We start from the raw sequence: 13,832 nt of genomic DNA on the forward strand, positions 1-13,832 counted from the left end.
GAGGCGCGTCGGCAACGGCCTCCCCCGGAGACGCCGCGTCAGGGCAGGGTGACGAACGGGGCGAGGAAGCCGCGTGCCGCCGGGGTGTCGAGGCGGTAGGCGACGTTGGTCGCGTAGCACACGGCGTCGCCGGTGATGGTCGTCCCCACCAGGGTCCGCTTCCCGTCGATCACCGCGAAGTTCGGGCCGCCGGAATCGCCGTAGCAGGCGCCGCCGTTGCCCTGCGGCTCCGTCATCGCCAGCCGGATCCAGGACCGGTCGAGGGCGTTGAAGGAGAGCGGGGCCTTCATCCGGACCCCGCCGCCGGGGTGGGTGTGGCCGCCGGGTGCCCGGAGGGCCTCCCGGGTGCCGTAGCCGGCCACCGTGAAGCCGGTGTCCTTCAGGCCGCGCGGGCCGAGTTCGCCGAGCCGGCCGGCGGCGGGAAGCGTGGCCGGGGTGAACTCCCAGCGCTCCCGCATCTCCTCCGCCGGGAGTTCGATCACGGAGATGTCGTGGGTGTCCGACTGCGGGCCCGGGTACTCCGGGTGGTTGTGCGCCTCGCCCCGCACGGCGACCTCCGCGGCGACGGCGGCGGGGTCGCCCGGATGCCGGGCCCCGGCCTCGTCCAGCGCGGACTGGACGTCCTGGTCGAGCGAGACGTGGAAGCGGACGTTGTCCGGCCAGTCGGTGGTGCAGTGCGCGGCGGTGAGGAAGGTGTCCGCGTCGACCATCGTGCCGGAGCAGACCCAGTCCACCCGGTCGGGGGTCGCCGGGTCGCCGTCGTTGTCCCAGGTGGCCACGAGGGCGCCGACCTCGGTGCGCTCGGGTGCGGGGGTGGAATTGTACGAGCTGATGGCCGCGGCCGGCAGGGTCGCCGCCAGTGCCAGGCCGGCGGTGGCCGAGGCCACGGCTATCGACTTCGCCAGAGTGGAGCGGATGGAGCGCAGATGGGTGGTGACCCGCAAGACAAGCCCCTTTGTCGGTGTGCCCGTGCGGTCGTGCCGTGCGCCTGCCCGGCGGCACGGAACGAACGAACGGACGTTCGGCTGTTCTGCTGCTCTCAGCGTCGGCCGGGCGCAGAACATCACCGGGGCGTGAGGAGAGGACGGGACGCCCGGCCCGGTTCAGCCCGTCCCTTCGCCCAGTTCGGTGAGGACCGTGTCGGTGAACGGGGGCCAGGCGTCGATGGCCCAGGACCCGAAGTCCCGGTCCGTGAGGACGACGCAGGCCGCGCCCGCGTCCGGGTCGGACCAGAGGAAGGTGCCGGTCTGGCCGAAGTGGCCGAAGGTGCGGGGTGAGGAGGAACCCCCCGTCCAGTGCGGGGACTTGCCGTCCCGGATCTCGAAGCCCAGCCCCCAGTCGCAGGGACGCTGGTGGCCGTAGCCCGGCACGACGCCGTTCAGCCCGGGGAAGACCACCTGGGTCGCGGCGGCCACCGTCTGCGGGTGCAGCAGCCGCGGGGCCTGCACCTCGGCGGCGAACCGGGCCAGGTCGGCGGCGGTGGAGACGCAGTCCTTCGCCGGGGAGCCCGGCAGCTCGGTGGCGGCCATGCCGAGCGGTTCCAGCACCGCTTGGCGCAGATAGTCGGGGAAGGCGATCCCGGTGGCCTCGGCGACGTGGTCGCCCAGCGCCTCGAAGCCCGCGTTGGAGTAGATCCGGCGCTCGCCGGGGGCCGCCATCACCCTCGGCTCGTCGAAGGCCAGACCGGAGGCGTGCGCCAGCAGATGGCGGACCGTGGAGCCCTCGGGCCCCGCGGGCTCGTCGAGTTCGACGGCGCCCTCCTCGTACGCCACGAGCACGGCGTAGGCGGCCAGCGGCTTGGTGACCGAGGCGAGCTTGAAGCGGTGCTCCTGCGGGCCGTGCGAGCCGGCGAGGCTGCCGTCGGCCCGGACGACCGCGGCCGCGGCGGTGCGAACCGGCCAGTTCTCGATCATCCGCAGACTTTCCATGGCCGGGAGCCTAACCGGCCGCCGGGGGCGTCATGCGTCCGGCCGGGTCCGCCGGGGGAGCGGAACACGGGCAAGGGGGGTGACCTGGGCGCGGCCCGGGTGGGCGGCGCCCCCGCGGGTACGCCGACGGGGCCCGCCCGGAATGGCTGGAAAGGAATCCCGCGGCCGCTTGCTTCGAGTGCACTCCAAGCCCATAACGTGAGCGGCGAGTGTCCGGTGAGTTCCGAACGGGAAGGTGGTCGGCGATGAGCGTGGTGGAGAGTGCGCCCGTACGGCGGGATCTGTGTGCGTCGGCGCTCCCGGAGCATCCGCGCCCGGCCGGGCAGGACGCGTACACCATCAGCGAGGTCTCGGCCTGGACCGGCCTGACCGCCCACACCCTGCGCTGGTACGAGCGCATCGGCCTGATGCCGGACGTGGACCGCTCGCACACCGGCCAGCGCCGCTACACCAACCGCGACCTCGACTGGCTCGGCTTCGTCGGCAAACTGCGGCTGACGGGGATGCCGGTCGCGGACATGGTCCGCTACGCCGGGATGGTCCGCGCGGGCGATCACACCTTCGCCGAGCGCCGGGAGCTGCTGGCCGCCCACCGCGAGGACGTGCGGCAGCGGATCACCGAACTCCAGGACACCCTGGACGTACTCGACTACAAGATCGACCTCTACACGGGAGGACCCGGCACCGCATGAGCCAGGACACGAGCCGGAACCAGGACCGGATCGCCCGCACCTCCCTCGGCGCCGGCGGCCCCGAGGTGGGGGTGCAGGGCCTCGGCTGCATGGGCATGAGCTTCGCCTACGGGCCCACCGACGCGGCGGAGGCCCGCGCCACCCTGGAACGCGCCCTCGAACTGGGCGTCACCCTCTACGACACCGCCGACATGTACGGGATGGGGGAGAACGAACGGTTCATCGCCCCCTTCGTGGCGGCCCACCGGGACGAGATCACCCTCGCCACCAAGTTCGGCATCGTGCTCGACCCGGACGACCCGTCCAAGCGCGGCGTCCGCAACGACCGCCCCTACATCCGGCAGTGCGCCGAGGCCAGCCTGCGTCGGCTCGGCGTGGACGTCATCGACCTCTACTACATGCACCGCCGGGATGTGAACGTCCCCATCGAGGAGACCGTCGGCGCCATGGCCGAACTGGTCGAGGAGGGCAAGGTCGGGCAGCTCGGCCTGAGCGAGGTCACGGGGGACGAGCTGCGCGCCGCGCACGCCGAACACCCCATCGCCGCCCTGCAGTCCGAGTGGTCCCTGTTCAGCCGGGACGTGGAGCGCACGGCGGTGCCGGCGGCGGCCGAACTCGGGGTGGCCTTCGTCCCGTACTCGCCGCTCGGCCGGGGTTTCCTGACCGGGGCGTTCACCGACGCCGGGAAGGATCTGACCGAGGACGACTTCCGCCGGAGGATGCCGCGCTTCACCGGGGAGAACGCCGAGGCCAACGCGGCGCTGCTGGAGCCGGTGCGCAAGGTCGCCGAGGGCCGCGGCATCACCCTCGGCCAGACGGCGCTGGCCTGGGTGCACCAGCGGGCGGAGCGGTACCCCGGGCTGAGCGTCGTCCCGATCCCCGGCACCCGGAAGCGGTCCCGGGTGGAGGAGAACACGGCCGCCACCGGCATCCGGCTGACGGACGGGGAACTGGCCCTGCTGGAGCCCATCGCGGACCGCGTCGCGGGCGGCCGCTACGCCGACATGGCGTTCACGTCGGCGGGCCGGGAGTAGCCCTACGGCCGGACACGATGCCCAGGCGCCCAGGCGGCCCGGGGCGACCACACCCCGGGCCGTCCGGCTCCGGCTCACAGCTCCGCGAGCAGTTCCGCCTTCTTGGAGCTGAACTCGTCGTCCGTGAGCAGTCCCGCGTCGTGCAGGGCTCCGAGGTGGCGGATGCGGTCGGCGACGTCGGCCGGGTCCGGGCGGGCCCGCCCCGGTGGCTCGGCGGTGAGGACGGGGACGGCGGCGCGGCGCCCCGGGCCGCCGGGGCAGTCGGCGGTGGCGGGCTCGGCGGCCCTGACCGCCTCCAGCACCGAGGCCGCGAACGGCAGCGACTCGTGCACGAGGCCGTAGCCGAGCCCGAAGACCACGGCCGCCGGGTCCTGGTCGGCGTCGCCCGGCGCCGAGTCGTCCGCGCCCCGGCGCAGCAGCCGCAGATGGCCGTCGAAGACCTCGGGGGAGCGCCATTCGACGCCGGCCAGTTCGCTCACCGGGAAGGTCTGGTCCCCGGCCTTCCACTTGGCGGAGGAGGCGCCGGTCCAGAACCAGCGGAAGGTGACGTTCCGGCCGTCGAAGAGGGCCTTGCCGTCGTACGCCTTGAAGCTGAGCGGCGGCGGAGGGGCGGCGACGAGATGGCACGCGGCGGGGTCGGCGGCGTCCGGGCCGAGCGCGGAGCGCATTTCGTCCGCGTAGTACTCGGCGAGCAGTTCGCGTTCGGCGGGCAGCACCAGCCGGTAGGGGTCCGAGCCCTCCTTGAGCTGTCCGCCCGCCGCGTCCATCAGCGGGTCGGCACCCGGCCGGGGCACGGCCCGCAGCACCACCGTGCCCTTTCTGCCGGGAGCGAGCTCCACGGCCGACAGCGCCTCGTACGGGACGCGTCGCTCGCCGAGCACGTGGAAGAGCCTCGGCGTGCGGATCCCCCGTTCGAAGCGGATGAGCACGGAGTCCGTGTCGAACTCCCAGACGGTGTGAAAACCGGCCAGCACATCACCCATACGGCTCATCGTAGGCGGCGGGGGACCGCCCGTCCTCCCTCCGTGCCCTCCGGCGCGCCCGGCGCGCGTCACAGCGTCCGGTGTCCGGGGGACGCGGGCCGCCCGCAGCCCGTTCCCCGGCCGGGCGGGCAGCTCACGGCGGCGAGGTCGCCCACGCCGACCCGGGCGAAGTTCGCCAGGCTGGCGGTGCCCGGCACGAAGTAGCCGGTGTGGCCGGTGGCGCCCGCGGCGGAGAGCAGCCGGGCGCCGAAGGCCGGGGAGACCGGGTCCACGCCGTGGCCGAGCGCGCCGAACTCCAGGTTCGGCACGTCCTCGATCCAGTCGTCGGCGTCCCGGGTGGCCCAGATCCGGGCCCGCCCGCCGAGGTCCGCGACCCGCTCGGCCCGCATTCCGGGGCTGCCCGCGACCGCTATGTCGGTGACCCGGGACGGCAGCGAGCGGGCGGCGACGCCGCAGACCACGGAGCCGTAGCTGTGGCAGAACAGGGCGACGCTCGACGATCCCGGCAGCGCCCGGACCAGGGCCCGCAGGGTGACGGCGCCCGCCGCGGCTAGCCGGCCCGCGGCGGCGTCCATGCCGACGCCCGCCGGGCTGGTGTAGTCGGCCCAGGCGATGACGGCGGTACGGACCCGGGGCGCGGCCGCGCGCTCGGCGCGGTGCAGCGCCCGCGCCATGCCGACCGGCGCCGTGAACGTCCGCCGGGTGCGTTCGAAGGTGAGCAGATGGGTGTCGACGCCGGGCACCACGACGGAAACCCGCTGGGCCGTGTCGAGGTCGCCGAAGACCTCCGCGACCCGGCCGGGGCCGGTCGGGTCGAAGGCGAGGATCTGCCGGTTTCCGCGCAGCAGCGAGCCGTAACGCTGCATCCTGCGGGCCACCTGCTCCCGGCCGAGCTCGGTGAGCCGGGGGTCGTCGAGCCGGGCCCGTTCGGCGGCGATCGCCTGCCGCAGCGCGGTGCGGTTGGCCCGGTAGCGCAGGACCGGCGGGGCGCCGTTGAGGTTGCCCACGACCAGAGCGTGCCGCTCGGCGAGCCTCCGGCGCTGCGTCTCGCCGAGCGAGCGGAAGAAGTCCCGGACGGCCGCCGGGGAGGACTCGGGCCGGGGGAGTCTCCGTCCGTCGGCCGAGGCGCGGTTCCAGGCGGCCTGCGCGGCGGCGCGGGCCCCCGGCTGCGGGCGGTGGGTGCGGATCGCGGTCCAGCCGGTGGTGGCCAGCAGTATCAGCACCAGGCCCAGGACGAGCGCCGCCCGCGAGGCGGGGGAGCCGCTGAACCAGGAGGCGGGAGCGGAGGAGCCGAGCTCAGACAAGGAAGACACTGCGGCACACCCTAGGAGACGGGCGCTGCCGAATCGTTATCCGGCGGGTGAGCGTGAGTCATTTCACGTTTGAGGCCGGGCATAGCGGTCGCAAGGGACGACCGTCTCCCGGCGGACACCGGGGCGGACGCCGGGGCGGATGCCGGATGAAGGCCCAGGTGGACGCCGGGGCGGACACCGGAAGGGGCCGGGGACCGGGGGCCAGGGCGGGCGGCGGTGCGGGCCGGTCCCGCGTGGGCGGGGCGTGGGCGTACGCGCGGCCGGAGAGGGGAGCCGGGACCGCGGGCGGCCGGAGCCGGTCAGTCCTGCGGCGCCGGCCTGTCCAGGGCCAGGGCGGGACCGATCGCGTCGAGATGGCGCTCGGTGAGCCGGCGCAGCGCCTCGGCGCTCGCGTCCGGTCCCGCGCCCCAGATCCGGCCGGTCATCCGCATCACGCCGGTGAAGGCGGCGACGAGCACCCGTGGCCGGAGGTCGGTGACCGGGTCCGTCCCGGCCCGGCGGGCGATGTCGCGGACGAGGTGGTCCTCCAGCTCCGCCGAGCGGCACATCGCGGTGGCGAGCAGGGCGGGTGTCGACTCGATGACCTGGCACATCCGCATGTGCAGCCCGGGCTCGACGGTCTCGCCGACGGCCTCGCCGAAGGTGTCCCAGGTGACGGAGACGGCCCGGCGCAGCGCGGTCAGCGGCGGCTCGCCGTCCGGCCGGGCCCCGAAGGCGTCGAGGAAGTGCTCCTCGACCAGGTCGTGGACGGAGAAGGCGACCGCCTCCTTGCCGGGGAAGTAGCGGAAGAAGGTCCGCTGGGAGACCCCGGCGGCCTCGGCGATGTCGTCGACCGTCGTCTCCTCGTAGCCCCGGGTGGTGAAGAGTTCCAGGGCCGAGCGGATCAGCGCGTCGCGGGTCCGTCTCTTCTTGCGCTCGCGCAGCCCGTCCGGTGCCCCTTCGGGGTGCCCAGTCGTCACCTTCGGGCCGCCTCTCGCTCGGTTCCTCAGCTGTTCTCCCTGCTCAGGGATGGTATGAGTAGCGTGACAGTTACCGTTCCCGGAAACGGTTTGTCAACTGTCAGTCGCTGCCATAATCTCCGGCCATGACGTCTCAGACCACCGTCGCCGACGCGGCGCCGGACCTTCCCGAGCCCGGACCCCGCAAGGGCCTGCGGGGGCACCCCTGGCTCACTCTTCTCTCCGTCGCGATCGGCGTGATGATGGTCGCCCTCGACGGCACGATCGTCGCGATCGCCAACCCGGCGATCCAGCAGGACCTCGGGGCCTCGCTCGCCGACGTCCAGTGGATAACCAACGGCTATCTGCTCGCCCTCGCCGTCTCCCTCATCACGGCGGGCAAGCTCGGCGACCGCTTCGGGCACCGCCAGACCTTCCTGATCGGCATAGCCGGCTTCGCCCTCGCCTCGGGCGCCATCGGTCTCTCCGCCAGCGTGCCGCTGGTGGTCGGCTTCCGGGTCCTCCAGGGCCTCTTCGGCGCGCTGCTGATGCCCGCCGCGCTGGGCCTGCTGCGGGCCACCTTCCCGGCCGAGAAGCTCAACATGGCGATCGGCATCTGGGGGATGGTCATCGGTGCCTCCACCGCGGGCGGGCCGATCGTCGGCGGTCTGCTGGTGGAGCACGTCAGCTGGCAGTCGGTCTTCTTCATCAACGTGCCGGTGGGCGTCGCCGCCCTCCTGATGGGCCTGGTGATCCTCCGTGACCACCGCGCGGAGAACGCCCCGCGCTCCTTCGACATCCCCGGCATCGTGCTGCTTTCGGCCGCGATGTTCTTCCTCATCTGGGCGCTGATCAAGGCCCCCGCCTGGGGCTGGGGCGACGGGCTCACCCTGGGCTTCCTGACCGCCGCGGTGCTCACCTTCGCGGCGTTCGCGTTCTGGGAGACGAAGGTCCGCGAACCGCTCATCCCGCTGGGGATGTTCCGCTCCGTGCCGCTGTCCGCCGGTACGGTCCTCATGGTGCTGATGGCCTTCGCCTTCATGGGCGGGATCTTCTTCGTCACCTTCTACCTGCAGAACGTGCACGGCATGAGCCCGGTCGACAGCGGGCTCCATCTGCTGCCGCTCACCGGCATGATGATCGTGTCCTCGCCGATCGCCGGCGCCCTCATCACCAAGGTCGGCCCGCGTGTCCCGCTGGTCGGCGGCATGGTGTTCACGGCCACCGCCATGTTCGGCATGTCCACCCTGGAGACGGACTCCGGCAGCGGCGTCATGTCCCTGTGGTTCGTCCTGCTCGGCCTCGGCCTGGCGCCGGTCATGGTCGGCGCGACCGAGGTGATCGTCGGCAACGCGCCGCTGGAGCTGTCCGGTGTGGCCGGCGGTCTCCAGCAGGCGGCGATGCAGGTCGGCGGCAGCCTCGGCACGGCCGTGCTCGGCGCGACCATGGCCGCCCGGGTCGACGACCAGCTGCCCGGCAACTGGGCGGAGGCCCAGCTCCCGCCGGTCACCCCCGAGCAGCTGGCGCAGATGTCCGAGGCCGTGGAGGTCGGTATCCCGCCTCTCACCAAGGAGACGCCGCCGCAGGTCGCGGAGATCATCACCGGCGTCACCCATGAGACGTTCGTGTCCGGCATGGGCTTCTCGTTCACCGTCGCGGGCGGGGTCGCGGTCCTCGCCGTCGTGGTCGCCCTCTTCACCAACCGGGGCGTCAACGCCGGGGCCGGTGCCGGCGGCGCCCACATCTGAGGCGGCCGGGGCCCTGCGCCGGGCAGCGGCCCGGCCGCAGGACGGAGGGGTCAACTCCGCTTCCTGGCAGCCCCGTTGGGTCATCCCCTGCGGGGCTGTCCCCTATCCGGGTGGCATCGCCCGGAGGCCCTTGGCGGCGGAGGCACCGGCCGGAGAGGCTCGTCGCGGAAACGCCGCCGGGCATCCGTCCGGCGGCCGGCTGTGTGCCCGCGCCCCGGCGGCGCGGCACCTCACGGGGGAGTGATCCCGATGAAGCGCCCTGTCCTGATGACACGTTCTTTCCCGACGACCCGCCTTGTCCTGACGACCGCGGCCGTGACCGCCGCCGCGCTGGCCGCCGCCCTGGTCCCGGCCGCCCCGCTCGCCGCCGCGGCGCCTCCAGCGCCACCGGCCGCCGGGACACCCGCGCCCCCGGCGGCGGGGCCCGGCCCCTCCTCCGGCTCCTGCCCGTCCGGGGCGTTCTGCCTCTGGGACCGCCACGGCTTCGGCGGCACCCGCACCGCCCACGAGCTCTCCGGCACCGACATCGAGAGCTGTATCCCGCTGCCCGCCGGAGCCTCGGCGGGCTCGCTGGCCAACCGCACCGGCCGGCCCGTGACCACCTACCAGAGCGCCGAGTGCGGGGAGACGGGCGAGTTCGACACCTATCCGGGCGGCGGCACCTGGGTGCCCGACTCCCCGTACCGGGTGCGGGCGTTCAAGATCTGGGAGAACTGACACCCGGCCCGCCGCCGTTCCGCCCGGCCGGCTCCGGAACGGCGGCGCGGCCCTCCCCGGCCGCCGCGAGCTCCGCGCGCAGCGCCCGGACCTCGGCGGTGAGCTCGTCGATCGCCGCCGTCTGCCGCTGCTCCTCGGCCTTCTCCCGGTCGAACTGGGAGATGAACCAGGCGGCGATGTTCGCGGTGACCACACCGAGCAGGGCGATCCCGGAGAGCATCAGCCCGACCGCCAGCACCCTGCCCAGCCCGGTGGTCGGGGCCAGATCGCCGTAGCCGACCGTGGTCATGGTGGTGAACGACCACCACACCGCGTCGCCGAACGTCCTGATGTTCCCCTCGGGGGAGTTGCGCTCGACCTCCAGGACGGCCAGCGAGCCGAACAGCAGCAGTCCGGCACAGGAGCCGGCCACGTAGGTGGTGAGGCGGATCTGGGCGGTGGCCGCGGCCAGCCGGGCCCGGTGCCCCGCCAGCAGCAGACCGGAGACCAGCCGCAGCAGCCGCAGCGGCTGGAGGAGCGGAAGGGCCACGGCGAGCACCGCCAGCGGGTTCTCGCGGAGGAACCGCAGCTTCCACGGCGACAGGTGCAGCCTGATGGCGAGGTCCACGGCGAAGGCCGCCCAGACCCCCCACTCCACGGCCCGGCCGGCCTCGCGCACCCACGGGTCGCTGTCCGGCAGCACGATCGGCACGGCGTAGGCGGCCGCGAACAGCAGGGACAGCGCCAGCAGCGGCCCCTGGGTACGGCGCTCCCAGCGCTCCCTCTTGTGCAGGCCGGACGGTGTCTCGCTCATGCCGTGAATCGTATGGGAGCACGAGGGAAGACGGAGAGCAGCCCGAATTCGACAACCCTTGGAGGGACGAGATGGCGGGCATGGGACACAGCAGTACGCGCAGGCACCCCCGTGAGAGCGGCCGGATGTGGTCGCGGAGCGGGCCGGATCGCGCGTCACTGGGCATCATCGGCCTCGTCTGCGCGATCGCCGGATTCTTCGTCCTGGGCATCGTCCTCGGACCGGCGGCGATCGTGGCCGGCTGGATGTCGATGGGCCGCCGCTGGGACTTCCGCGGCGCCTCGGTACCGGCGCTCGTCGCGGTGGTCCTCGGTGCCATCGACACGGTGATGGCCGTCCTCCTGCTGGCCGGGGTCGGCGGCCTCGGCGGCGGCGTCGTCTGACCGGGCGGCCCCCGCGGCGCCCGGCGCGGACGACGTGACACCACAGAGGGGCCGGGCCCGGAACGCTGAGATGCGTTCCGGGCCCGGCCCCTCTGTGGTGTTTCACCGCGCGTGCGTCAGGCGTCGCCGCCCGCCGTACCGGGGTTGGCCGCCTTCGGGTCCAGCAGCTGGTAGCGGTCGATGGCCTGCTTCAGCACGGAGCGGTCCACCTTCCCGTCCCGCGCCAGCTCGGTGAGGACCGCCACCACGATCGACTGGGCGTCGATGTGGAAGAAGCGCCGGGCCGCGCCGCGGGTGTCCGCGAAGCCGAAGCCGTCCGCGCCCAGCGACTGGTACGTCCCCGGCACCCAGCGCGCGATCTGGTCCGGTACCGCCCGCATCCAGTCGGACACGGCCACCTTCGGGCCCTCGGCGTCCCGCAGCTTGGTGGTGACGTACGGGACGCGCTGCTCCTCCTCGGGGTGGAGCAGATTGTGCTCCTCCACCGCGACGGCTTCCTTCCGCAGCTCGTTCCAGGAGGTGGCCGACCAGACGTCCGCCCGGACGTCCCACTCCTCGGCGAGGATGCGCTGCGCCTCCAGGGCCCACGGCACCGCGACACCGGAGGCCATGATCTGCGCCGGGATCATGCCCCGCTCGCCCTGCTTGAGGCGGTGGAGGCCCTTGAGGATGCCCTCGACGTCCACGTTCTCCGGCTCGGCCGGGTGCTGGATCGGCTCGTTGTAGACGGTGAGGTAGTAGAAGACGTTCTCGCTGTCCTCGCCGTACATCCGGCGCAGACCGTCCTTGACGATGTGCGCGATCTCGTACGCGTACGCCGGGTCGTAGGACACGGCGGCCGGGTTGGTGGAGGCCAGCAGCTGGGAGTGGCCGTCCGCGTGCTGGAGGCCCTCACCGGTCAGCGTGGTGCGGCCGGCGGTGGCGCCGAGCACGAAGCCGCGGGAGAGCTGGTCGGCCATCTGCCAGAACTGGTCGCCGGTCCGCTGGAAGCCGAACATCGAGTAGAAGACGTAGACGGGGATCAGCGGCTCGCCGTGCGTGGCGTAGGCCGAGCCGGCCGCGATCAGCGAGGCCGTGCAGCCCGCCTCGGTGATGCCGTCGTGCAGCAGCTGGCCCGTCGGCGACTCCTTGTACGCGAGGAGCAGCTCGCGGTCCACGGACTCGTACTGCTGGCCCAGCGGGTTGTAGATCTTGGCGCTCGGGAAGAACGAGTCCATGCCGAACGTGCGGTACTCGTCGGGCGCGATCAGCACGAAGCGCTTGCCGATCTCCTTGTCCCGCATGAGGTCCTTGAGCAGCCGCACGAAGGCCATGGTGGTGGCGATCTGCTGCTGCCCGGTGCCCTTCTTCACCGTCGCGTAGGTCTTGTCCCCGGGCAGCACCAGCGGCTTCGACCGCACCACGCGGGTCGGCACATAGCCGCCCAGCGCCTTGCGGCGGTCGTGCATGTACTGGATCTCCTCGGAGTCGCGCCCCGGGTGGAAGTACGGCGGCGCGCCGGACTCCAGCTCCTTGTCCGGGATCGGCAGGTGCAGCCGGTCGCGGAACATCTTCAGGTCGTCGACCGTCAGCTTCTTCATCTGGTGGGTCGCGTTGCGGCCCTCGAAGTTGGGGCCGAGCGTCCAGCCCTTGACGGTCTGGGCCAGGATCACGGTGGGCTGGCCCTTGTGCTCCTTGGCCGCCTTGTACGCCGCGTAGATCTTCTTGTGGTCGTGACCGCCGCGGCCCAGGTGCAGGATCTGGTCGTCGGTCATGTTCTCGACCATCTTGCGCAGCCGCTGGTCGCCGCCGAAGAAGTGCTCGCGGATGTACGAGCCGCTCTCGGTGGCGTACGTCTGGAACTGGCCGTCGGGGGTGGTGTTCAGCTTGTTGACCAGCAGGCCGTCCCGGTCCTGGGCCAGCAGCGGGTCCCAGGTGCGGTCCCAGACCAGCTTGATGACGTTCCAGCCGGCGCCGCGGAACTGCGACTCCAGCTCCTGGATGATCTTGCCGTTGCCGCGCACCGGGCCGTCGAGCCGCTGGAGGTTGCAGTTCACCACGAAGGTGAGGTTGTCCAGGCCCTCGCGGGCGGCGATGGAGAGCTGGCCGATCGACTCGGGCTCGTCCATCTCGCCGTCGCCGAGATAGGCCCAGACGTGGGAGTTGGAGGTGTCGGCGATGCCGCGCGCCTCCATGTAGCGGTTCATCCGCGCCTGGTAGATCGCGCCGAGCGGGCCGAGGCCCATGGAGACCGTCGGGAACTCCCAGAAGTCCGGCATCGACCGCGGGTGCGGGTAGCTGGAGAGGCCGTCGGGGGCCTTCGACTTCTCCTGGCGGAAGCCGTCGAGCTGGGCCTCGGAGAGGCGGTCCAGGAGGAAGGCGCGGGCGTAGACGCCGGGGGAGGCGTGGCCCTGGAAGAAGATCTGGTCGCCGCCGTCGCCGGCGTCCTTGCCCCGGAAGAAGTGGTTGAAGCCCACGTCGTAGAGCGAGGCGGAGGAGGCGAAGGTGGCGATGTGGCCGCCGACGCCGATGCCCGGGCGCTGGGCACGGGAGACCATGACGGCCGCGTTCCAGCGGGTCGCGTTGAGGATCTTGCGCTCGATCTCCTCGTTGCCGGGGAAGAACGGCTCGTCCCTGGTCGCGATGGTGTTGACGTAGTCCGTGCTGCGCATCTCGGGGACGGCGACGCGTTTGGCGCGTGCCCGCTCGATGAGGCGGAGCATCAGGTAACGGGCGCGTTCCCGGCCTCGCTCATCGACGGCTGCGTCGAGCGAGTCGAGCCACTCCTGGGTCTCCTCGGGATCGAAGTCCGGGACCTGGCTGGGAAGACCGCCAATGATGATCGGGTTGCGATCGGATGCGGAAGCCACGCTGTTCCTTCGCTGTTTCGGTCGTGCTGTGCACGTCATGGATTCGTGCTCTGCTGGTGTCGCGCCGCCTCCATCGTGGACCGCAGAGGCGAATACGTCATCTCTACTGATCGGTAATAACCACGGTACTGCGCGGTAACCGCCACTCTGTGAGACAACGGGGGGTTCCGGCCGACTTGGGTGGCTCGGCCGACCGCAACCCTACGCCTCGCCGGGGCGCCGGCCCGATGCCGGTCCGCGGTGCGGACGGCCCGTTCGGCGCAACCTCCGCGTGTACCCCCGAAATGCGCCGGAAATCCCCGACCGGCACCATGGCCGGGGAGTACCTCTTGCGGCGACAAGTCAACGTTTGGGCGGGATAAGGGGTCAGGTACTTGCGCGATCCGCCCGGCCCGTGTGGACTACGCCCAAGCCTCGCGTGCGCGTGGGGTGGAAGAACACTCGAAACACGACA

The 13,832-nt window shown here is 72.5% G+C and carries 12 protein-coding genes; 5 read left to right on the top strand and 7 right to left on the bottom strand.

Annotated elements, in window-relative coordinates; all coding sequences use genetic code 11:
* Positions 1 to 38: 38 nt before the first annotated feature.
* Positions 39 to 944: a trypsin-like serine protease gene (locus tag E4N63_RS23195; protein WP_230241610.1), complete on the bottom strand. Its 906-nt coding sequence runs from the start codon at positions 942 to 944 to the stop codon at positions 39 to 41.
* A gap of 159 nt (positions 945 to 1,103) precedes the next feature.
* Entirely contained in the window at positions 1,104 to 1,928 is an 825-nt protein-coding gene (locus tag E4N63_RS23200) for a serine hydrolase (RefSeq protein ID WP_125625088.1), read from the bottom strand.
* A gap of 245 nt (positions 1,929 to 2,173) precedes the next feature.
* Here E4N63_RS23200 and E4N63_RS23205 point away from each other — a divergent pair, with 245 nt between their 5' ends.
* Together E4N63_RS23205 and E4N63_RS23210 are read left to right on the top strand one after the other, a co-directional pair.
* Positions 2,174 to 2,620, top strand: coding sequence for a MerR family transcriptional regulator (locus tag E4N63_RS23205; RefSeq protein ID WP_230241611.1), 447 nt, complete (start codon positions 2,174 to 2,176; stop codon positions 2,618 to 2,620).
* On the top strand, positions 2,617 to 3,654 hold the full coding sequence (locus E4N63_RS23210) for an aldo/keto reductase (protein WP_125625084.1): 1,038 nt from the start codon (positions 2,617 to 2,619) through the stop codon (positions 3,652 to 3,654). The genes E4N63_RS23205 and E4N63_RS23210 overlap by 4 nt, the downstream gene beginning before the upstream one ends.
* 74 nt (positions 3,655 to 3,728) lie before the next feature.
* On the opposite strand, the gene E4N63_RS23215 is transcribed toward E4N63_RS23210, so the two are convergent.
* From E4N63_RS23215 to E4N63_RS23225, 3 genes are all read right to left on the bottom strand, one after another.
* Positions 3,729 to 4,637, bottom strand: coding sequence for a DUF4429 domain-containing protein (locus E4N63_RS23215; protein WP_230241612.1), 909 nt, complete (start codon positions 4,635 to 4,637; stop codon positions 3,729 to 3,731).
* 68 nt (positions 4,638 to 4,705) lie between these two features.
* The gene (locus tag E4N63_RS23220) at positions 4,706 to 5,950 is read right to left on the bottom strand and encodes an alpha/beta hydrolase (protein ID WP_228429782.1); all 1,245 of its coding nucleotides are present in this window, start codon (positions 5,948 to 5,950) and stop codon (positions 4,706 to 4,708) included.
* Positions 5,951 to 6,249: 299 nt separating this feature from the next.
* Positions 6,250 to 6,909, bottom strand: coding sequence for a TetR family transcriptional regulator (locus E4N63_RS23225; protein WP_230241613.1), 660 nt, complete (start codon positions 6,907 to 6,909; stop codon positions 6,250 to 6,252).
* A gap of 125 nt (positions 6,910 to 7,034) precedes the next feature.
* Here E4N63_RS23225 and E4N63_RS23230 point away from each other — a divergent pair, with 125 nt between their 5' ends.
* Positions 7,035 to 8,636, top strand: a complete 1,602-nt coding sequence (locus E4N63_RS23230) for an MFS transporter (protein ID WP_125624014.1) — start codon at positions 7,035 to 7,037, stop codon at positions 8,634 to 8,636.
* A gap of 267 nt (positions 8,637 to 8,903) precedes the next feature.
* Positions 8,904 to 9,353 carry a peptidase inhibitor family I36 protein gene (locus tag E4N63_RS23235; protein WP_230241614.1) on the top strand — a complete coding sequence of 150 codons (450 nt, stop codon included), beginning with the start codon at positions 8,904 to 8,906 and terminating at the stop codon, positions 9,351 to 9,353.
* On the opposite strand, the gene E4N63_RS23240 is transcribed toward E4N63_RS23235, so the two are convergent.
* On the bottom strand, positions 9,334 to 10,146 hold the full coding sequence (locus E4N63_RS23240; RefSeq protein WP_230241615.1) for a potassium channel family protein: 813 nt from the start codon (positions 10,144 to 10,146) through the stop codon (positions 9,334 to 9,336). The two genes, E4N63_RS23235 and E4N63_RS23240, sit on opposite strands and share 20 nt — an antisense overlap.
* A gap of 71 nt (positions 10,147 to 10,217) precedes the next feature.
* Between E4N63_RS23240 and E4N63_RS23245 the strand changes: the two genes are divergently transcribed.
* The gene (locus E4N63_RS23245) at positions 10,218 to 10,529 is read left to right on the top strand and encodes a small hydrophobic protein (protein WP_125624017.1); all 312 of its coding nucleotides are present in this window, start codon (positions 10,218 to 10,220) and stop codon (positions 10,527 to 10,529) included.
* A 116-nt stretch (positions 10,530 to 10,645) separates the two neighbouring features.
* Here the strand turns inward: E4N63_RS23245 and aceE are convergent, their stop codons facing one another.
* The gene (aceE, locus tag E4N63_RS23250; RefSeq protein WP_125624018.1) at positions 10,646 to 13,378 is read right to left on the bottom strand and encodes a pyruvate dehydrogenase (acetyl-transferring), homodimeric type; all 2,733 of its coding nucleotides are present in this window, start codon (positions 13,376 to 13,378) and stop codon (positions 10,646 to 10,648) included.
* Between the last annotated feature and the right edge of the window lie 454 nt (positions 13,379 to 13,832).

It is taken from the genome of Streptomyces sp. MNU89, assembly GCF_020982505.1.
GTDB classification, from domain to species: domain Bacteria; phylum Actinomycetota; class Actinomycetes; order Streptomycetales; family Streptomycetaceae; genus Streptomyces; species Streptomyces xinghaiensis.